This window comes from Nocardia sp. NPDC051030, from assembly GCF_040683015.1.
Taxonomy (GTDB): domain Bacteria; phylum Actinomycetota; class Actinomycetes; order Mycobacteriales; family Mycobacteriaceae; genus Nocardia.
Window position 1 is genome coordinate 187,712 of record NZ_JBFBCD010000011.1, and the last position, 19,465, is coordinate 207,176.

The window sequence follows — 19,465 nt, forward strand, 5'->3', positions numbered from 1 at the left end:
AATCCGTCCCGATCCGCCCGCACACCGGACCGGAACGCCGAATGCGCAGTCCACAGGGTGTTTTCGGGTTATCCGCTCCGGAATCCGGACGGCCCTTTCAGCGCCCGCCGAGCGCCGGACCGGCGCGACGGCCCCCATCACGCCCGCGGAGCCCGAGCACTCCGGATTCCGGTCCGGAAAACTGTGACGCGGCCTTGACCAGCCATAACGACCCGCACGCCGATTGACACCTGTGCATCACGCATGCTGCGCCCCCTAGCGTCGGACCCACGCGGCTCGACCGGGTGTTGCGTTGTTCCTCATGGGCTCTCGAGGAGGTGCGATGATGTTGGTTGGAGACCGCGACCGCTTCGCGATCGAGTATGAACTCGAGGCCGTGCCCGGCGGCGATGTCGAACTGAGGCGATGGATGTTCGGTCGAATCCGATGGTGGTGTGGCGGTACGCCGGTCGGCCGGTATGACTCGACGACAGCGATCGGCGACCTGGCGGCCGTGGTCGAGCGGCTGCTCAAACGCGAGGACGCCCGGATCAGTCCCGAACTCATGGACCTGCCCGCGCCGGAGGTGGCGCACATCATCACCCGGGCCCTGTTCTCCGATGATGATCGATCCGATGCGGAGATCGCCGCCGATGGCGCACACTATTGGCCGTTCTTCGTGAGCCCGCGGACCGAGGTCTTCGATCCGTGGGACGTCTTCGTCATCGAGGGCGAGAAGAGCTCGCGACTCATCTGGGGTTTGGTGGACCGGCCGGAGCTCGATGAATTCCGGTTGCACCCGGGAGAGTTCGCGGAGGTTCTGCACGAGTTCCTGGACGCACTGCAGAGGGGATGATCAGCAATGGCCGATTCGGCGAAGCCGGTATCGACATCGCGGCTGGCACGGGGATCGAAGGTGGGCGCGGTGGTGGCCGCGCAGGCGATTCGCAAGCGCCGCACCAAGCTCTCGATGATCGGCAGATCTGCCGAGGTCCGGGCCAGGCTGGCCGATGAATCGGTGATACGGGCGGCCGAGCAGGTGGTGTTCGTGCTCGGCAATATGAAGGGCCTGGTCATGAAGGCGGGCCAGCTGCTGTCGCTGCTGGATCTGGGTCTGGTGCCGCCCCGGCATCGGGAGGTGTTCCAGGAACGACTGTCGACGCTGTTCGATCAAGCGCCCGCCGTCGGATTCGAGGATATGCGCCGGGTCATCGAGGAGGATCTGGGCAAGCCGCTGGAGGACGCGTTCGCCGAGTTCGATCCGAAACCCATTGCGGCAGCATCGATCGGGCAGGTGTATCGGGCCAAGCTCGCCGACGGCACCGAGGTCGCGGTGAAGGTGCAGTACCCCGGAATCGATCTGGCGGTACGCGCCGACCTTCAGAATCTGGGCCTGTTGCGGTCATTGATGAAGCAGGCGCTGCCCGGATTCACCCGCGCGGTCTTCGATGAGCTCCGCAGCAGTCTGGAGACGGAGCTGGACTATCCGCTCGAGGCGCGCACCCAGCAGCATGTGGCGAACATGTACGCCGACCACCCGTTCATCACTGTGCCGCAAGCGTTTCCGGAGTTGAGTAGCCGCCGGGTGCTGGTGACCGAGTACTCACCGGGACTGGATTTCGACGCCATCCGCGCGCTGCCGGAGGCCGAGCGCAATCGGATCGGGGAGATCATCTACCGGTTCTATGTGGGCTCGCTCTTCGAACTGGCCGAGTTCTGCGGTGATCCGCATCCGGGAAACATTCTATTGCGCGCCGACGGCAAGGTGGTGTTCCTCGACTTCGGCCTGTACAAGCGAATGTCCCCCGAGCACATCGCCTTCGAAGCCACCTGTCTGCGTGCGGCCGCCGAGGATCGTTACGACGATCTGTACAAGCTCATGATCGAGCGCGGCGTGATCGAGGATCAATCGATGGTGAGCGCCGAGCAGGTATACAACTATGTGCTGTCCGCCTCGGATTGGTCGCTGATCGACGAGGAAATCACGCTCACCCCGGAACTCGCCAGCACCGCGCTGCTGCACGCGCTCGACCCACGCCTGGCGGAGTTCACCGGGATGCATCGTCAGGTACTGCCGCCCGAGCACCTGTTCTCCCGGCGGGTCGAGTTCTGGACCTGCGGCACGCTGGGACATCTGGGGGCCACCGCGAACTGGCATAAGATCGCGCGGGAGTGGCTCTTCGGCGCGGAGCCGGTCACGGAATTGGGACTGCTGCACCGTGATTGGCGCACGCGCAAGAGTCTCGAGAGCCCGATCCGGTCGGCGTGAGCGCTACCGCGTATCGGGCACCGGCAGGTCCCGCCAGACCCGTCGCTTCTTCCAGCGTGTCTGAATCTCGCGCATCAACCGAATCGAATCGATATAGGACACCACCGCGTCCTGCGGTGAACTGAATTCCCATAGGTCGCTGATGCGTTCGAGCATCTCCTCCTTGCCCGGACGTTCGCCCATCTCCTGAAAGATGTCCAATACGCGCTGCAGGAAATCGGCGATGCCCACATAGTCGCCGGTCTTGTAGCGCACCAGGCTCAGACCGAGGAAGGCGTAGGCCTCGCCGAGGCGGTCGCCGATCTCGCGAAAGATCGCGGGCGCCTTCTCCGCGAGATCGGCCGCACCGGCATAGTCACCGGCCTGGTAGCGCAGCACTCCCAGGCCCAGGAAGGAGTAGGCCTGACTGACTCGATCGCCGATGGCGAGGAAGATCTCCCGGGACTGTTCCGCCAGTTCGGTCGCTCCGGCGTAATCACCTGTCGCATAACGCAATATGCTCATGCCGCCGAGGGCGAATCCCTCGCCGAAACGGTCGCCTATCTCCTGGTAGATCGTCAATGCCTGGCGCACCAGGTCGTCTGCCCCGGCGTGGTCTCCGGCGGCGAAACGCAGGCGGCTCAGGCTGCTGAGCGCGTAGCCCTCGCCGACTCGATCGCCGATGTCCCGGAAGATCGCCAGGGCCTGCTGAATATGCTCGACGGCGCCGGACGGCGGCGTTCCCGCCGCATAGCCGAGCCGACCGAGACTGCACAGTGTGTACGCCGTGCCGACCCGATCACCGATCGCCTGGAAGATCACCTGCGCCTGTCGCAAATGTGTTTCGGCACTGTCGTATTCGCCGCCCGCGTACCGCACCAGCCCCAGCATGATCAGCGTGTAGGCCTCACCGGCTCGATCACCGATCTCACGGAAGATGGCCAGCCCCTCCTGCATCTGATCGGCTGCGCCCCAATAATCGCTGGTCGAGTACCGCATCAGGCTCAGATCATTGATGGTGTAGGCCTGGCCGACCCGGTCGCCGATCTCCTCGAACAGGGTCAGTGCCTGCTCCAGATACTCGTTCGCACCGTTCAGGTCGCCGATGGCGTGCCGGACTCGGCCCAGCCGGGCCCGAGCGTACGCCTCGCCCAGGCGATCTCCGACCTCCTGGTGGATCGCCAGCGCGCGCAGGATCAGTTCGCCGCCGCCCGGATAGTCGCCGGTCGCATACCGCATCCACACCTCGTCGATGAGCGCGTACGCCTCGGTGTAGCGGTCACCGGTATCGCGGTAGATCTGCAGTGCCTCCTCGACCAGTTCGATCGCGCCCCGATAGTCGCCGACTGCGGCCCTGACCACACCCAATTCGTTGAGCGCGTAGGCCTCTCCGGTCCGATCGCCGATCTCACGGAAGGTGGCCAGGGCTTCCCGCACCAGACGCGCCGTCCCCGGATAGTCGCCGGTCATATACCGCACGACGCCCAGCCCGATCAGCGCGTAGGCCTGTCCGCGCCAGTCGCCGATCTGTTGATAGATCGCCAGCGCCTGCCGGATCAGATCACCGGTTTCCAGGTAATTGGCGGTGACATAGCCCAGCCGCCCGAGGCTGCTGAGCGCGTGCGCCTGACCGACCTGGTCGCCGATCTCCCGATAGATCGCCAGCGCCTGCCGCACCACATCCGCGGTCCCGGGATAGTCGCCGGTCGCGTACCGCACCATGCCCAGGTTATTGAGGGCGTCCGCCATGCCGACCCGATCGCCATTGTGCTCGGCGATGGTGGCCGCGCGACGGTTCAGCTTGATGGCCAGCGGCCAGGGACCGTCCAGCCGCAGCAGGCCGGAGATAATGCGGGTCAGCCCGATGACCCGGGCCGATTGATGGTGGGAGGCAGCGTATTCCAGGCAGGCGAGCAGATTGCCGCGCTCGGCGCGCAGCCAGGCCAGGGCCTCGGAACGATTCGTGAAGTACGGGGTGGTGAAAAGCTCGGAGTCGGCGGACTCGCCGCCGATGTAACCCGACAGGTACCGGTCGGCGAGGGCGCCGGTGTGCTGGTAGTGATCGAGCAGCCGGTCGAATACCGCGCGCCGATCCTCGGACGGATCGTCATCGGCCAGTGCGAGGGCGAATTCGCGCAGCAGGTCGTGCATGCGGAAGCGCCCGCCGGTCGGCTCGTCGAGGAAGTGATCGGTGAACAGGGCGTCCAGCTCGCGGCGGGCCGCGGAGACCGAGATGTCGTCCAGGACGGCGGTGGCATAGGCGTCGATATCCGGCCCGGGGTGCAGGCTCAAGCGACGGAACAGGCGCTGCCGATCCGGCGGCAGTTCGCGATAGGACATGGTGAACGCGGCATACACCGCCCGTTCCCCGGCTTCGAGCTCGCTCAAACGATTCTGTGCCCGAACCAGATCCGCCGCCATCTGCGCGATGGTCCACGTGGCGTGATGGGCCAGGCGTCCGGCGAGCAGCACGATCGCCAGCGGTAGGTAGCCGCACAGCCGGACGATCTCGTCCACCGCGGCGCGCTCACCGTCAGTGGGGGAGCGGCGGGCCAGCGTGCAGAACAGCTCGGCGGCCTTGTCCGGATCCAAGGTGTCCAAGGCGAAAGGATGCGAGCCATCGAGTGCCACCAATCGCCGCCGACTGGTGATCAAGGTGAGGCAATCCGACCCGTTCGGCAGCAGCGGTTCGACCTGTGCGTGGTCCTGCGCGTCATCGAGCACGAGCAGGATGCGCTTGCCCGCCACGCGATCCCGCCACAGGCTGCGCCGATTGTCGAGGCTGTCGGGGATATTGCGTGGGTCCATGCCCAGATCGGTGAGCAGTCCGGCCAGCACGTCGGTCGGCTTGGCGGTGCTGTGTCCGACGGTGTGCGCATGCAGATTGACGAAGAAGCGCCCGTCCGGGAATTGATCCGCCAGCCGGTGCGCGACCCGGGTTGCCAAGGCGGTCTTGCCGATTCCCGGCATGCCGTCGATGGTGTGGATCGAGACGACGCGCTCGGCACCGGCCACCTCGAGAATTCGTTCGAGTTCGTCATCGCGGCCGATGAGGGTCTCCACATCGCGCGGCAGCGTATCGGTGAGGGCGGGGCGCGGCGGCATGGCTTCCTGATCGACGGTGCCGATCCGGGCCGGGCCGGTGCTGGGCCCGGCCTCGACAACCGCGGCCTTCCATAGTCGTTGCCAGGTGGCGATATTCAGCAGCCCGGGCGGGACCGCATCCTTCTTCGGCTGTGCCAGATAGGTCAGCGTGGCCAGCACCGGCTCGAGCGAGGAGAACCGCGCGGGCACGTTCTTCCCCGAACGCCAATCGCTGATCCGCTGTATTTTCGGCAGCGAGCGCGTCCCGCCGACCCGGCCCCGGGTGGCTCGCACCACCTGTTCCAAGGTCGGATTCCCCGCCGCCTCGAACAGCTCGGACAGCCTGTGCGCGAACAACTCTCGCGCCGTGCCGAAATCTCCGCCGGTGCCCCCCTGGGCCGAAACTGCCACGAAGTCAGGTTAGCCGCCCTATACGAGCGCCGGAGGCAGTCACACTGTTCCGGGCAGCTCAGGAGACTGCGCGGTTTGCCATCGGCTCGAGCGTCCGACAATAATTCGAGTAGACGCTCGAAGTTCCGTGGGATCGAATCGCGCGTCCGGTGTAATTGTCGGCCCCACGCGCATAGGAATGCTGTTGTCACACACCGGATCCGGGCCATTTGATGAGGAAACGATTCATCAGCCGACATTCGGGACGCTCCTGCGCCGCATGCGGGACGACCGCGGCATCACCCGGGACCGGCTAGCCAAGGCCGCCAATGTCAGCGCCAGCTACATCACCCATCTGGAGCACGGCCAGCGCGGGCGGCCCACCCACTCGGTGGTCGAAGCGCTGATCGGATGTCTGCACGACGTGCGGCCCGTGACCAATGCCGAGCGCCGACACCTGTTCGACCTGGCCGGACTGGAAGGTACGGCGTGGCCTTCGGTCGAAAACTTACGCGCCACGCTGTCATCGGGGTCCGTCGATACCCTGTACCGCCATGAGCCGTGGCCCGCGGCTTACCTCGACACCCGTTCGAATGTGTTGCGCTGCAACGACTCCTACGAACGCACCTTTACCGGAATTCTCGATAATGGCAGCGTGCTGCGCTGGGTATTCCTCGATCCCCGGTCCAAACAGGTATTGGCGCAATGGCAGCACGAGGCGGAACTCACGGTGTCGCTCGTGCACGGCTTCATGGGCCGGTCCGAACATCCGGAATGGTGGGCCGACACCCTCGAGGAACTCTCCGATTGCCGGGAATTCCAGAAGATCTGGAATTCCTGCGAGGCCGGATATGGCCGCGACCCCGCCTGGATGGCATTGCGGCACCCGGATTCCGGCGAGACATATCATCTGGATTTGCGTGTGTTCCAACATGATTCCGTCGACTACCGCGATCAGATTCTCTTCATCGCGGGGTTCGGAACCACCACCGACCCGCGGCAACCCTAGCCGCGGGACGGCCCGCCCCGGCCTCAGCGGGCCGAGGCCTCCCACACGAACCCGTCCGGGTCGGTGAAGGGACCCACATTGCTGCCGATGACGAACCGATGCGATCCGGTGCCCTCGATCGCCACGCCCGCATCCTTGGCGGCGGCCTTACGCGGGTAGAGCGCCAGCTTGAACGCCGACCCCGGAGTCGCGAACTCGACGTACTTGCCGCCGAAACTCTTCGCCACGTCCAGTCCGCGCTCCACATAGAAACGCTTGGTGGCCTTCACGTCATCGACGCCCAGCAGCAGCACGAAGTCATCCACGTCGCGGGTGGCCGGGCCGATGTCCTTCTTGTTGGAGGTAGTGACCTTCCAGATGGTGCCCTCGGGGGCCTGGATGACCGCGCCGTAGCCCCAGAAGCTCTTCTTGGGGGCCTGCAAGGTGGTGAAACCGGCCTCGAGCGCGGTACCCACCAGACTGTCCACGGTGCTCGGCTGGGAAACCACCAGCGAGAGCATGAAGCCGCGGAACCCGCTCGACGGTTCCTGCGAGGTCCGGAAGCTCAGCTTGTCGCCCAGTCCGAAGGCGGCGGCGTAGGTGGCCGCGGCCGCCTCGGCGTCGGCAACCTCGAGGGTGACGTTGATTTCGGTGTTGATCTCTGTGGTCGTGTTCATGCTGATAACGGTAATTTCGGCGGGGTCCCCGGCGCTTCTCGATTCCTGATCGATCACCACGGCCGGGTTACACCACCACTTGCACCACATCTCCGGGAGACAGGTGGTTGAATGCGGCTTCCGCGCCCTCGGGCGTCATTCGGATGCAGCCGTGGGACTGCTCCTCGGTGGGACCGATATGGGTGGCGATGTCACCGTTGAAGAAGACCGCCCATTTCATCGGCACATTGTGGATCGTGCTCCAGTGGTCCTCTTGCTTGAACGCCACGTGGAAGGTGCCGGGCGGCGTCTCGTAGCCCGGCCGGCCGGTCGAGATCACGGTGGGCCCGAAAGTGACCTTGCCGTCGGTCATGAGCCACGCCTGGTTCTGCGACAAGCTCAGGCACAGCCGCGTTTCCGAGGAACACGGCGCTACCACCGGCGCGGGCGCGGGTGAGGGAATGATGGCCGGGATACCCGGGATGTCCGGTCCGCCGGGCCAGAGCGGGTCGGCCTGCGCGGGCCCTGCGGTGACGAGTCCGGCCGCTGCGACCGCGGCGAGCATCGCGATTCGCGCTGCTCCGAGATGTCCATGCTTGATGCCCATGACGTGTCCAGCCTCTCGCTACGGCAGGGCATCGGAGGGCCGAAGTGCCTGCCGCCTGTTTCGAAGGGAACCGTCGGTTTCACCAAACTCCGGAAGACACCAATCGTACTGTCCGGCAGGGTTTCCCGGGTCCGAACCGAGATCAACGATCTCGTGGCCGGGAAACCGCGCAGGCCGGTGCCACACACTGTGCGGCACCGGCCTGCGCGCGTCAGGGGTGCGTCACCACTCGACGGGCAGGCCGCTCAAGCCGTAGACCATGGCCTCTTCCTTGAACTTGATCTTGTCGATCGTGGTCGCCAGGCGCAGCTCCGGGACGCGCCGGAACAGGGTCTGCAAGGTGATCGCCAGCTCGATCCGGGCCAGCTGCAGGCCGATGCAGTTGTGGCGGCCCGCGCCGAAGGACAGGTTCTGCGCGGCATTCGGGCGCTGCACGTCGATGCGCTCGGGCTCCGGGAAGATCTCCGCGTTCCAGTTCGCCGCACCGAGATCGAAGATGATGCCGTCGCCCGCGCGAATGGTCTCACCGGCGATCTCGATGTCCTCCACCGTGACCCGGCGCAGACCGATGTGCGGAATGCTCATGTAGCGGACCAGCTCGTCGACCGCATTGATGAGCAGCTTCTGGTCATCGGTATCGCGGATCAGCGCCAGCTGGTCGGGACGCTCCAGCAGCGCGAGGACGCTGAGCCCGATCATATTGGCGGTGGTCTCATGCCCGGCGGCCAGGAAGCCGACGGCCTGCAGCGCGGCCTCCCACGGCTGCAGCTCACCGGCCCGAATGTGCTCGGCCATATCGGAGATCATGTCCTCGCCGGGCGTCTCCGTCTTCACCGCGATCAGGTTGTTCAGGTACTCCAGCAGTTGCAGCGTGTTCTGCATGGCCTCCTCGGCGGAGGTATTGCTGTCGAACCCGACCTCGGTGTGATGCTGGAAGAGCGCGTGATCCTCGTACGGGACACCGAGCAGATCGCAGATCACCTCGGTCGGCACCGGCAGGGCCAGCGCCTTCACCAGATCGGCCGAATTCCCCGAGTCCAGCATGATGTCCAGGCACTGATCGACATGCTTCTGGATGAGCGGGCGCATCGAGTCCAGCCGCTTGGGCGTGAAGGGCTTGGCCACCATCCGCCGGAAGCGGGCGTGTTCCGCGCCTTCGGTATTGAACATGGTGCGCGGGCTCACCGCGGCCAGGCCCTTCATCGCCGCATTGGTGTGCGGGAAGTCGGGGTGCAGATTGTCCAGGTGGACACTGGGATCGGCGAACAGCGTGCGCGCCTCGTTATATCCGGTGACCAGCCACGCCTCGCGGTCCTCCCAGGTCCGGACCTTGGAAATCGGTCCGGCGGCGGCGATTTCCCGCACTTGCGGGGCGGGGGCGAACGGACAGCCCGCCTCGCGCGGCATCGGGTAGTACGGAACTTCGGTAGCGGCCTCGGTCGATGTATCAGACACGGTTTCCCCCGTTATTCGTCGATCTGGATTGCTTGTGCTGGGCAGAATCTGGCGGCCGTGCGCACGGCTTCGGCGTGCTCGGCCGCCGGATGCTGTTCGAGCAGCACGACGAGACCATCGTCCTCGTTCTGCTCGAAGACTGCTTCGGCATGCAGCGTGCATTGACCCGCCGCGATGCACTTGTCTTGGCTGACAGCCACTTTCATGGTGTGTCCGACAGGATTACGCGGCGATACCGCAGAGTGCCCGCAGCTGCTCGCGCAGGGCCTCGGTGACTCGCGCCATCTTGGCGTGGCTGTGCTCGGCGGTGTCGTACTCGACCTGGATCGTGAGACGGTCGCCGATCGTGTAGAAGGTCATGGCCGGGGGCATGCCGGGGCCCATGGCGTAGACGAAATTGCGCACGAGTTCGAGCTCGGCCGGGATCGGATAGGCCTGCAACCGGCCGACATTGGACAAGCCCAGGGTCGGCAGGATGGCCGGCATACCGGCGGCGACCGGATCGAGCCCGCGCGAGAGCGCCCGCAGGATCAGGGCGGGGAAGCGGGCGTCGATGCCGCCGCGCACGCCGACCTCGACCATCTTGGCCAGCTCGCTCGGGTCCGCGTCGGCGCTCACGAAGACCGGTGTCGGCACGCCGCCCACACAATTGAGCAAGGTCTCTCCGCCGATGGGCGGAGACAGTTCCGAGCGCACATCCGCGCAATGCCCGATCAGCATCATCGCCGGTGCGGCATCCGCCTCGATCTCGCCGCGCACCGCCATCAGCGCCGCGCCGGAGATCAGGCTGTTCACCGAGAACCCATGCGCGCGAGCGGCTTCAACGACCGCCGCCGAATCCTCGGGGTTCAATTCGATGGACTGCAGGGTGAACCGGCCGCGCGGGTCGCCGACGCCGTCGCCGTCCAGCGGCAGCTGCGCCGGGGCGGGCATGGCCATATCGGTGGCCTGGGTCATGGCCGCGAGCTGGCCGACGAAGGCGTCCACCTCGGCCTCGGCGACTGTGTTCGCCAGCTGCGCGTCCACGCCGTCCGGCAGCTCGAGATCCGAATCCGACAGCGGCAGCGGCGAACCCGCCAGATGCGCGCTGTAGCGCTCCCACAGCTCACCGAGCAGCGGGAACATGGAGCGGCCGTCGCAGATGCCGTGATGGGCGACGATGACGACGCGGCTGGAGTCCTCGCCGCGAATCACGTAGCCCTTGAAAAGCCCGCCGCGCCAGTCCTGTTCGGTATTGACGACCTTGCGGTATTCGTCCTCACCGCCATCGCGGACCTCGAGCGGCGGCTGGTAGTCCTCGCGCATTTCGAAGCGCAGGTCACTACCCTCCCCGAGCACCACGGACCGCAGCAGCGCATGCCCCGCCGCGAGTTCGGCCAGCACCAGGCGCAGCACGTCGAGATCGATCTCACCGCGCACCTCGCTCCCGATGTACAGCCACACTTCAGCTTTCGGCACATTGCCCAGCTGCGAGTTGCGGTCGAAATGGGCGAGCTCGAAGGGAGTCAGCGGGCGTGTTCTGGTCATGCGGGTTCCAGCTTTCGTGCGTGAGATTTACCGGAACCGACGATACACACAGAAGTTAGACAAGTGTCAAAGACAATTGTCTAAAATGCTGGCCCGAATGCCCTCCGACGCAAGACTATCGACACCGCCGCCGAACGTGCACGACCTCAGTTGTGTTGGGCCAGATACTTTTCGAGGTTATCCAGCACCATGCCCCAGAGCTGCTCCGAGTGCTGTACTTCATCCTCGCTGCGGTTGCGGCCCTGCCGGATCGTCACGCTGGTGCCGTCGGCCACAGACTCGATGGTGTAGCTGAGCGTGTGATAGTTCTCCGGCACGTCGGGAAGTCCGGTGAGCGGACTGTAATGCGTGATCCGCCACGTCCGCTCAGGCTCGAACTCGAGAACCTCCCCATGGTCCCGATACTGCTTGCCCTGCCATTCGCCGCGGAACACGATCGGGCTCCCGACCTGCCAGTCGGTCTCGACCCGAGTCCCAAGAAAGTACTGCGCGATCTCGGCCGGGTCGGTCAAAGCGGCCCAGACCCGCGCAGGAGAGTGCGGAACGGTCACCGAGGCGACCGCGTCCGGAATGGATTCCGTCATGATCTACTCATTTCTGGAGGAAGATCCACAACGCTAGGCCGTCTGCCTGCGGATTTCTTGGAAATTCGCGCCACCCCCGCGATCTCAGCCGTTGCCGTAAACCCGATCGGGGACGACGAGTACCACCGCGCGGCGTTCGGCGGCCATGACCCGGTCGTACTCGTCCCAATCCTCGTGGGTGCCACCGGCCGCGGTGAAGACGTCACGAAGCAGGAGTCGCAGATGTTCGGCGTCGATGCCGGGGGCAGGATCGTCCGGCCCGACGATCCACACCGGGCCTTCAGCCGCGGCCCATTCCCAGCCGACCCGGGCAACCACGGTCATGCGCCCCCGGGCACGCAAGTTGACCATTTTGCGGGTGCCGCCGCGCACTACCATCGCGACCACCTGCTCACCGGTCTCCGGATGTTTCAGCACACCGGCATTGACGAGGGTCGACTGAATCGTTCCGTCCGCCCTCAGTGTCGACACGACACAGAGTCCATGATCGCCGGGTATCAACCGGGCAAAATCCGCGAGATCGGTCACGTTCGGAGTCTACGCAAATACGGCCGCTGGGGCCCGAATACCAACATGGCTACGCGAAGTCGAAGAACGACGAAAAAAAGAGCTCTTCCTATATGCAGGAAGAGCTCTGGTTCATTGTGTCGAGAGGGGGACTTGAACCCCCACGTCCCTAAGGACACTAGCACCTCAAGCTAGCGCGTCTGCCATTCCGCCACCCCGACTCGGTGTTGCTCGACTAGATTAGCCGAGGCTTCACCGGAAACTGAAATCGGGGCTGGACCAGCACTAATGAGCCGAACCGAAGTAGGTTGCCGGGTCGAGGGCATCGAGGGGAGTCCAGCGGGGTGGGGGTGCATCGGGGGAGTTGACGGCGACGTGGGGAGTGCTGCGGTAGGCCTGGAGATCGAGTGCGAGCCAGGGGTTTTCATCTACTCGTCGGGCGAGGTCGTAGTAAGTAGCCAGGACATGCAGGCAACGTTCGGTACGGGCGGGGCAGGAACAGTCGATGGCCGTCAGTCGCGGGATGACGGTGAGGTCGGCCGCGGTCAGGGCCGCGTGCTGCTCATCGTCGAGTTGGATGGTGCCGGGCGGGATCAGCGCGGCAATGGCGACGATGGTGGCGGCCGGGAGCGGGGCCACCTCCAGATAAGTGACCGATGCCTGTGCGCCACGGTGGATTCGGGCACGGACCGTCGCGCCCTCGATCTCGGTCTGGACGCCACCATTGCGGGCGATGAGACGGGCGCGGGGGAGTAGGGACTCGGGCTTGGTGACGCGTAGCGGTTCGGCGAGGCGGACCCAGTCCCTGCCCCACTTGGTGTAGCCGAATTCGTTGTCTGCCATGTTCCTCGTCAATTCCATTCGGGTCGGACCGGTAGGGTGCTCACGAACTCAGGGGAGGTTGGAACGTGAATTACCAATACGGCTATGGCACTGGCGCACCGGCGAATCAGGGATCCTCCGGGTTCACCGCCCGCACGGCCGCGGTGCTGGGCGCCATTGCGGGTTCGGCGGCGGGGGTCGGCACTGTTGTCTCGATCGTCGTGGTCTCCGATGTCACGCCCAGTGAGCACGCCTCCAGTGATCTCCCGGATCTCAGCGGGGTGATCATCTTGATGTTCGGATTGCTCGCCATAATGGCGGCCATAGTGGGTGTGTTGTTTCTGGCCGGTGCGGCACTGCTTTTCGCGCGCAAGACCGCCGGTCGAGTCCTGCTGATCGTCGCGTCGCCGACCGGTTTGGCACTCAATTTCCTCGCGTTCGGTCTCGATCCGAATCTCGTCAGGATCGCGGCGGCGCTGCTCTGCGTCGCGATTCTCGGCTTTGCGGTCGTGCCGTCCACCGGTCGTTGGATCGCCGCCGGCAAACAGCTGCGGCTGCCACAACCGGCGGGCTACATGCCCTACCCGCAGTACTGAATCCGACGCTCCCGCGAACTCGACCGCCTCGATATCAGTTGCCTCGCTTTCGGCGCAGGATCTCCATGAGGCGGTCGTCGTCCAGGCGGGCCAGGGTGGCGATGCCCGCGGTGTCGGTGAGATCGGCGAGGGCCGACTTGCGGTCGTGCATACCGGCTATGTGTTCTTCGACTGTGGTGCCGGAGGTCAGGGTGGTGACCGTGACGGTGCGGGTCTGGCCGATGCGGTGCACGCGATCGGAGGCCTGCGCCTCGACGGCGGGGTTCCACCAGCGGTCGTAGTGGATGACGTCGGCGGCGCGGGTCAAGGTCAGGCCGGTGCCCGCCGCGCGCAGGCTGAGCACCAGAACCGGTGGGCCGTCGGGGGATTGGAAACCGGTGACGATATCGCTGCGCTCGGATTGACTCAGGCCGCCATGAAAGAAGGGGGCCTCGACGCCGAACTCCTCGACGAAGTGGCGAACCAGGAGCTCACCGGTTTTACGGTATTGAGTGAAGATGAGGGTGGGATCGCCGGACTCCAGATTATTCGCGATGATATCCGCACAGACATCGAATTTGCCGGAGCGGCCGGTCAATTCGGTGAGATCGCCGTTCACCAGACCGGGGTGATTGCAGACTTGTTTGAGCGCGGTGAGCGCGGCGAGCACCCTGGTATGCCGCTGCGCGCCGGTGCCGAATCCCTCGGCCTCGGCCTTGGCGAGCAGTTCGTCGTAGAGCCGCTCCTGCTCGGCGGTGAGGTCGCACACCAGATCGGTGTGGATTTTGGGAGGCAGCGCTGCCGCCACCTGAGACTTCTTACGCCCCAGCAGAATCGGCTCCAGCGCATCACGCAGCCGGGCCACGGCCTCCACCGAACCCTCATGGATCGGCCGTACGAAACGGCGGCGGAACTGTGCCTTGTGCGTGAAGGCGGTCGGCACGACCAGATGCAGCAACGCCCACAGCTCGTCGAGGTGGTTCTCGACAGGCGTGCCGGTGAGTGCGATCCGCCCCTCGGCCCGGATCGCCCGCGCCGCCTTCGCTACCAGGGTGCGCGGATTCTTCAACACCTGCGCCTCATCGAAAACAGCTGTGGCCCACTGCTGTTCCTCCAGCACCGCGCCGTGCCCGCGCAAAGTCGGATAGCCAGTGATCACGATCGTGCCGGCCTCGACCGGCCCGTCGAATGCGCCGCCACGCCACGTTACCGGCCGCAGTCCGGGCGCGAATCGCTCGATCTCGTGCGCCCAGTTGCGCACCAGCGAGGTCGGGCACACCACGAGTTGCGGCCCGTTCCCGGCCCGGCAGAGCAGAAACCCGATGGCCTGCACGGTCTTTCCGAGACCCATCTCATCCGCGAGTACCGCGCCACCGTGCGCCGCGACAGTATCGCGCAGCCAGGCGATCCCGCGCGCCTGATAGGGACGCAGCTCGGCCTTCAATGTCGTCCGCAATTCGGTGGCCACGGCAAGGCTGTCGGTGCACGCCCGCACCGCACGCTCGGCGGAGACGATGGCGGTCCCGGTCGCATTGGGCACCGCATGCCCGGCCGCGGGCATTTCATAGGATTCGTCCCGCATGACGGCCCGCCAGGCGAGCGCCGACGGCGCGAGCTCGCGCACCGCGAGGGCGGCGAACCGCTCCGGCTCGAGCACCGCGCACTCCACCTCGCGCACGGCAATGCCGTCGGCAGCGGGTACGGCCAGTTCGATGGTCTCCCGATCCCCGATCTCCGGCGCGGGCCCCGGCTCGCGCCCGGTCCACGTCCACGCCGCGAACATATGGCGGTCGGGCAGATAAGTTGCGTGTGCAGCGCGCAGAACGACACCCCTTGAATCGGCGTATAGCGTACGGAGTACTGTAACGCCGTACATCGTACTTTATTTCCGAAGGAGTTGCCGTGGCCGATAAAACGGCGTCCGAGCAGGCGGAACAGCTGATGAGCCTGCTCTGGCGGCACGCCCTGCCGCCCCGGCCCGGCGTTCGCGGCCCGAAGCAGACGCTCGACGTCGACACCGTCGTCCGCACCGCCGTGACCATCGCCGACCGCGACGGCTACGACAAGATCTCCATCCGCACCGTCGCCGCCGAGCTGGGCCTGCGCCCCATGAGCCTCTACACCTACGTGCCCAGCAAGGAAGCCCTCATCGTCCTCATGGTCGACGCCGTCGCCGACGAGGACACCCCGATCTCCCCGGATCTGTCTGCGCGCGAACGCATGTCAGCCATCGCCCACCAGATCAGAACCGAAATCCTCACCCACCCATGGCTTCTCGAAGTCCCTCCATGGCGGCAGGTCCTCGGCCCCGGTCGCTCCCGCCGCTACGAACGCCAGCTCGAAGCCATCGACAATATCGGCCTCTCCGACCTCGACATGGACCGCACCCTCGCGATCCTCACCGAATTCGCCACCGGCAATGCCCGAATGGCCGTGGCCGCCACCCGCAGCGCCGCCGACATGACCGACGCCCAATGGTGGGAAGTCCACGGCCCCCTGCTCGAGAAGGTCATGCCCGCCGACCGATTCCCGCTGTCGAGCCGAGTCGGCTCGACAGCGGGCGAGGTCTACCAAGCCCCGGGTGACCCCACCGGTTCCTTCGAGTACGGCCTCACTCGCCTACTGGACGGCATCGAGGCCCACCTCGCATAGCCGTCAATTGCCTTGGGCGGCAGCGGCGATCGGCTGCCATTCCTGCCACTGCTTCAGGCGGGATTCATAATCGGCGGTGGCGATGGTCAACGGGATCTCGCCGAGGAACATGCGCAGGGGCGGCTCGGGGGCGTCGACTACAGCGAGGATGGCCCCGGCGGTCGCGGTCGGGTCGCCGGAGCGCATGACGGAGCGCTGGGCAGCGCGGGCTTCACGCAGGGCATCGTAGGCGGGGTTGGGGGTGGCGCGACGAGCCGAGGGGCCGGACCAGTCGGTACTGAAACCGCCCGGCTCGATGAGGGTTACGTGGATCCCGAAGGGCTTCACCTCCTGCGAGAGAGCCTGAGAGAAGCCTTCCAGTGCCCACTTCGAAGCGTGGTACGCGCCCAGATTCATGAACGCGGAGATGCCGCCGATGCTGGAGACCTGAAGAATGTGGCCACTCTGCTGCGCTCGCAGGATGGGGAGCGCAGCCTGGGTAATCCAAAGGGCCCCGAAGACATTGGTTTCCAGCTGATCTCGCAGCTCGTCCTCGGTGAGTTCTTCGATCATGCCGAATTGCCCGTAACCGGCATTGTTCACAACCACGTCGAGTCGCCCGAAGCGCTCGGCCGCCTGCTGAACCGCGGCGAAGTCGCCCGCGCGATCGGTGACATCGAGCTGGAGGGGAAGGAAGGTGTCGGGATATTTGGCGACCAGATCATCCAGGGTGCCAAGGTCGCGGGCTGTCCCGGCGACGCTGTCGCCACGCTCCAGCGCGGCGAGCGCCCATTCGCGGCCGAATCCTCGTGAGACGCCGGTGATGAACCAAATTTTGCTCATGCCCCGACGGTAATCACCTGGAGTGCACTCCAAGCAAGCCCCTCGGACAGACAACCTCCCGAGCGAACGGTCGGCGAAGCGCCGAACTCCTGTAGCAGGAGCACTTGGTCCGGGCGACGACATCGGGGGATCCGGCCTATTCATGCACTATCAGTGGGATTTCGTCAGGAAACCGCCACCCGGGGGCATTTAGTGCATGGATAGACCGGTTGCGGAACATTCGAGCAGAGCTGCGTGTTGGGCGGCACATGATCTTCGTCTTGGTTCCCGGGGGATGGCACGGCGGCTGGCAGTATGCGGGGCTGGCCAAGGAACTGCGGCGGCTCGGGCATGAGGCCTATCCGGTGACGCTTACCGGCTTGGGTGATCGCAACCATCTGCTCACTGCCGCAACCAATCTGGACACTCACATCGATGATGTGACAGCGATACTCGAAGCCGAGCGGATCACGGACGCGGTGCTGGTCGGCCACAGTTACGCCGGAATGGTCATCACCGGCGTCGCCGACCGGGCGCCGGAGCGAGTGGCCGCGTTGGTGTATTCCGACGCCTATGTGCCCGCCGACGGGGAGTCCTGCTTCGAACTCACCTCCGCGGCCTTTCAGCGCATCTTCCTCGAGGGGGCGAGCGACGATGGATTCGCGGTGAAGCCGCTGGAGAGCCTCGATCCACGCGCCACCAGCCATCCGCTCGCATCGTTCCTGCAGCGGATCCGGCTCAGCGGCCAGGCGTCCAAAAGCATCGTGCGCGAGTACATCTATCTCTCCGGGTGGGAGGGCACACCATTCACCGAGGTCTATCAGCGGTTGCGCGAGGATCCGTCCTGGCGCACCCATAGTCTGCCCACCAGCCACAATGTGCTCGCCGACGACCCGGACGAGTACCTGAAGCTGTTGCTGGACATCGCGGACCGGGCGGCAGCGTCACGCGCTGACGTCACACCCTGAACGCCTGCAACCAGCCTATTGTCAGGCTTGGTCGAACTTGCCTTCAGTGATGGCCCCCAGGAAGGCATCCCATGCGGACGGGCCGAAGACCAGCGCCGCGCCGAGTGGGTTCTTCGAGTCTCGTACGCCAACCATGCCCCTGCTCAGGTGTGCGGCCTCCACGCATTCCCCGCCCGAAGAACTATGGCTCGACTTGAACCATCTGGCCTCTGATATGTCGCTCTTCACTGACCGCACTCCTTCGCTATATCCAGAATGAGCTGCCTGGTCGCGTCACCGTCCAACGCTACGCGGCTGATCTCTGCGAACGCGTCGCGATATCGCTTTGACCAGCGCAGTATGCGTCACACATTGCGTTCATATACAGGTCGGACACCTTGGTAGGTAGCCCGTCCTCCATGCGGCCGATCGTCTGAGGTGAGACGCCGATGACTCGACCTCCCTGAGACTGGTTCAGTCCTTTCGCCTCTCGCAGTTTCTTCAACTCCCAGTCCAAAGCCCTTCGCGCGAGGGTAGATCCGGTCAACATCTCGTTAGCCTCACTATCGGATGCATCGAATTTTGGAAAGCCCCGCCATGGGGAAGCTGCCGACGAATGGGTCCGTGCCGGAATTGGCGCATTTCTGAGGCGGAAGCGGGCATATGGAGATTCCGGAGCAAGCAAATAGGAGTCTACTTGCGACTACGCCCGACAGGCGGGACTTCCAAAGACTAAGTCCGACAAGCAACCTCAAAGGAGGTGACCGGAAATGTTCGGCCTTCCACCGATCGACCATGGGCCGGTGCCGTGGGAAACGATGACCGAGGCCCGTGCACACAGGGTCATGCAGGAACACCAAGAATGCCCGATCACAGTGTGCGGGGCGAAGTCTCAGGCGCGATGCCTGTTGATCGAGGCCGGGAAGGTCATTCCTGCCGGGGCAGCGGCCGCGCCTAAGCACCGGACTACGCCGACACCGCGCAGGTGGCTCATATGACGCGCGCGAAAAGTTATGTCAGCCATGAGGTTCCGGACTATCCGGTGCAGAATCTCCAGGCGGCGCTACACGGGCGGGGCAAGCACGCGAAGTGCGACAGCGGCTGCGAGGCCAAACGATACTTTGATGATCTGGTTCCGCGCCTCGAGGGTCGGCATACCTGGAACATCTGGGCGACCAACGGATAGAGCTTCCCGCTGGTGCGCCTGTCCACGTCCGCACCGGCAGGGCGGATCCGGCTACTTCCTGATGAAGATGCCCGCGATGTCGGCGTTCTTGATGGGGGTATCGCCATTGGCCTGAACCTGGCACAGGGCTTGGACCGCGGCCATGCTCAGATCGACCTGAGTGCCGGACGGAGTGCGGTCATCACCGGTCTGCTGCTTGATGAACTTGGTGATCGTGACGCGCTGATCATCGGCGTTCTGCTTGATGTAATCGGAGCACTTGGTGTCGCCACCCTTGTTGAGAGCGGTCGCGACCTCACTACAGCCGGATAGCAGCGTCACGGACAGTGCGGCGGCGGCGAGAGCGGTCGTCCAGCGCAGGGTGCTCATGTGTGGTCCTCAGAGTTCCGTGCGCCGGCGGGACCGGCGCGATCGACCGCCACTGTAGATGGACGCGATCAATCGGCAATCCTGGCTC

21 protein-coding genes and 1 tRNA gene are annotated in these 19,465 nt (G+C 65.2%); 7 read left to right on the forward strand and 15 right to left on the reverse strand.

Going from position 1 to position 19,465, the window contains the following annotated elements:
* The first annotated feature begins 322 nt into the window (after positions 1 to 322).
* Positions 323 to 835: an Imm42 family immunity protein gene (locus AB0N05_RS33240; protein WP_364701321.1), complete on the forward strand. Its 513-nt coding sequence runs from the start codon at positions 323 to 325 to the stop codon at positions 833 to 835.
* Between the two features lie 6 nt (positions 836 to 841).
* Positions 842 to 2,248, forward strand: coding sequence for an AarF/ABC1/UbiB kinase family protein (locus AB0N05_RS33245; protein WP_364701323.1), 1,407 nt, complete (start codon positions 842 to 844; stop codon positions 2,246 to 2,248).
* Positions 2,249 to 2,251: 3 nt separating this feature from the next.
* On the opposite strand, the gene AB0N05_RS33250 is transcribed toward AB0N05_RS33245, so the two are convergent.
* Positions 2,252 to 5,722: a tetratricopeptide repeat protein gene (locus tag AB0N05_RS33250; protein ID WP_364701325.1), complete on the reverse strand. Its 3,471-nt coding sequence runs from the start codon at positions 5,720 to 5,722 to the stop codon at positions 2,252 to 2,254.
* A 178-nt stretch (positions 5,723 to 5,900) separates the two neighbouring features.
* On the opposite strand from AB0N05_RS33250, the gene AB0N05_RS33255 reads away from it, so the two are divergent.
* Entirely contained in the window at positions 5,901 to 6,710 is an 810-nt protein-coding gene (locus AB0N05_RS33255) for a helix-turn-helix domain-containing protein (RefSeq protein ID WP_364701327.1), read from the forward strand.
* Between the two features lie 23 nt (positions 6,711 to 6,733).
* On the opposite strand, the gene AB0N05_RS33260 is transcribed toward AB0N05_RS33255, so the two are convergent.
* The 9 genes from AB0N05_RS33260 to AB0N05_RS33300 form a co-directional block, all read right to left on the reverse strand.
* Entirely contained in the window at positions 6,734 to 7,366 is a 633-nt protein-coding gene (locus AB0N05_RS33260; RefSeq protein ID WP_364701329.1) for a glyoxalase, read from the reverse strand.
* Positions 7,367 to 7,433: 67 nt separating this feature from the next.
* Entirely contained in the window at positions 7,434 to 7,952 is a 519-nt protein-coding gene (locus AB0N05_RS33265) for a L,D-transpeptidase (protein WP_364701331.1), read from the reverse strand.
* A gap of 222 nt (positions 7,953 to 8,174) precedes the next feature.
* A complete protein-coding gene (locus tag AB0N05_RS33270; protein WP_364701680.1) occupies positions 8,175 to 9,359 on the reverse strand; it encodes a cytochrome P450 in 1,185 nt (394 codons plus the stop codon).
* A 59-nt stretch (positions 9,360 to 9,418) separates the two neighbouring features.
* A complete protein-coding gene (locus AB0N05_RS33275) occupies positions 9,419 to 9,613 on the reverse strand; it encodes a ferredoxin (protein ID WP_364701333.1) in 195 nt (64 codons plus the stop codon).
* 16 nt (positions 9,614 to 9,629) lie between these two features.
* A complete protein-coding gene (locus tag AB0N05_RS33280; protein ID WP_364701335.1) occupies positions 9,630 to 10,934 on the reverse strand; it encodes a hypothetical protein in 1,305 nt (434 codons plus the stop codon).
* 146 nt (positions 10,935 to 11,080) lie between these two features.
* Complete coding sequence (locus AB0N05_RS33285; RefSeq protein ID WP_364701337.1) at positions 11,081 to 11,518, reverse strand: SRPBCC domain-containing protein; 438 nt, start codon at positions 11,516 to 11,518, stop codon at positions 11,081 to 11,083.
* 84 nt (positions 11,519 to 11,602) lie between these two features.
* The gene (locus tag AB0N05_RS33290) at positions 11,603 to 12,046 is read right to left on the reverse strand and encodes a pyridoxamine 5'-phosphate oxidase (protein ID WP_364701339.1); all 444 of its coding nucleotides are present in this window, start codon (positions 12,044 to 12,046) and stop codon (positions 11,603 to 11,605) included.
* A gap of 117 nt (positions 12,047 to 12,163) precedes the next feature.
* Positions 12,164 to 12,246: transfer RNA gene (locus AB0N05_RS33295), tRNA-Leu, on the reverse strand.
* A gap of 64 nt (positions 12,247 to 12,310) precedes the next feature.
* On the reverse strand, positions 12,311 to 12,868 hold the full coding sequence (locus AB0N05_RS33300) for a hypothetical protein (protein ID WP_364701341.1): 558 nt from the start codon (positions 12,866 to 12,868) through the stop codon (positions 12,311 to 12,313).
* A 65-nt stretch (positions 12,869 to 12,933) separates the two neighbouring features.
* Here AB0N05_RS33300 and AB0N05_RS33305 point away from each other — a divergent pair, with 65 nt between their 5' ends.
* Positions 12,934 to 13,443 carry a hypothetical protein gene (locus AB0N05_RS33305; protein ID WP_364701343.1) on the forward strand — a complete coding sequence of 170 codons (510 nt, stop codon included), beginning with the start codon at positions 12,934 to 12,936 and terminating at the stop codon, positions 13,441 to 13,443.
* Positions 13,444 to 13,477: 34 nt separating this feature from the next.
* Here the strand turns inward: AB0N05_RS33305 and AB0N05_RS33310 are convergent, their stop codons facing one another.
* Entirely contained in the window at positions 13,478 to 15,205 is a 1,728-nt protein-coding gene (locus AB0N05_RS33310; protein ID WP_364701344.1) for a DEAD/DEAH box helicase, read from the reverse strand.
* A 158-nt stretch (positions 15,206 to 15,363) separates the two neighbouring features.
* On the opposite strand from AB0N05_RS33310, the gene AB0N05_RS33315 reads away from it, so the two are divergent.
* Entirely contained in the window at positions 15,364 to 16,074 is a 711-nt protein-coding gene (locus tag AB0N05_RS33315) for a TetR/AcrR family transcriptional regulator C-terminal domain-containing protein (RefSeq protein ID WP_364701683.1), read from the forward strand.
* Positions 16,075 to 16,077: 3 nt separating this feature from the next.
* Here the strand turns inward: AB0N05_RS33315 and AB0N05_RS33320 are convergent, their stop codons facing one another.
* Positions 16,078 to 16,896, reverse strand: a complete 819-nt coding sequence (locus AB0N05_RS33320) for an SDR family oxidoreductase (RefSeq protein WP_364701345.1) — start codon at positions 16,894 to 16,896, stop codon at positions 16,078 to 16,080.
* Positions 16,897 to 17,156: 260 nt separating this feature from the next.
* On the opposite strand from AB0N05_RS33320, the gene AB0N05_RS33325 reads away from it, so the two are divergent.
* The gene (locus AB0N05_RS33325) at positions 17,157 to 17,843 is read left to right on the forward strand and encodes an alpha/beta hydrolase (protein WP_364701346.1); all 687 of its coding nucleotides are present in this window, start codon (positions 17,157 to 17,159) and stop codon (positions 17,841 to 17,843) included.
* Between the two features lie 21 nt (positions 17,844 to 17,864).
* Here the strand turns inward: AB0N05_RS33325 and AB0N05_RS33330 are convergent, their stop codons facing one another.
* Positions 17,865 to 18,080, reverse strand: coding sequence for a DUF397 domain-containing protein (locus AB0N05_RS33330; RefSeq protein WP_364701348.1), 216 nt, complete (start codon positions 18,078 to 18,080; stop codon positions 17,865 to 17,867).
* 49 nt (positions 18,081 to 18,129) lie between these two features.
* Positions 18,130 to 18,372, reverse strand: a complete 243-nt coding sequence (locus AB0N05_RS33335; protein WP_364701350.1) for a helix-turn-helix transcriptional regulator — start codon at positions 18,370 to 18,372, stop codon at positions 18,130 to 18,132.
* A 444-nt stretch (positions 18,373 to 18,816) separates the two neighbouring features.
* Here AB0N05_RS33335 and AB0N05_RS33340 point away from each other — a divergent pair, with 444 nt between their 5' ends.
* A complete protein-coding gene (locus AB0N05_RS33340) occupies positions 18,817 to 19,008 on the forward strand; it encodes a hypothetical protein (RefSeq protein ID WP_364701352.1) in 192 nt (63 codons plus the stop codon).
* Positions 19,009 to 19,059: 51 nt separating this feature from the next.
* Here AB0N05_RS33340 and AB0N05_RS33345 read toward each other — a convergent pair whose 3' ends face one another.
* Positions 19,060 to 19,377, reverse strand: coding sequence for a hypothetical protein (locus AB0N05_RS33345; protein ID WP_364701354.1), 318 nt, complete (start codon positions 19,375 to 19,377; stop codon positions 19,060 to 19,062).
* Between the last annotated feature and the right edge of the window lie 88 nt (positions 19,378 to 19,465).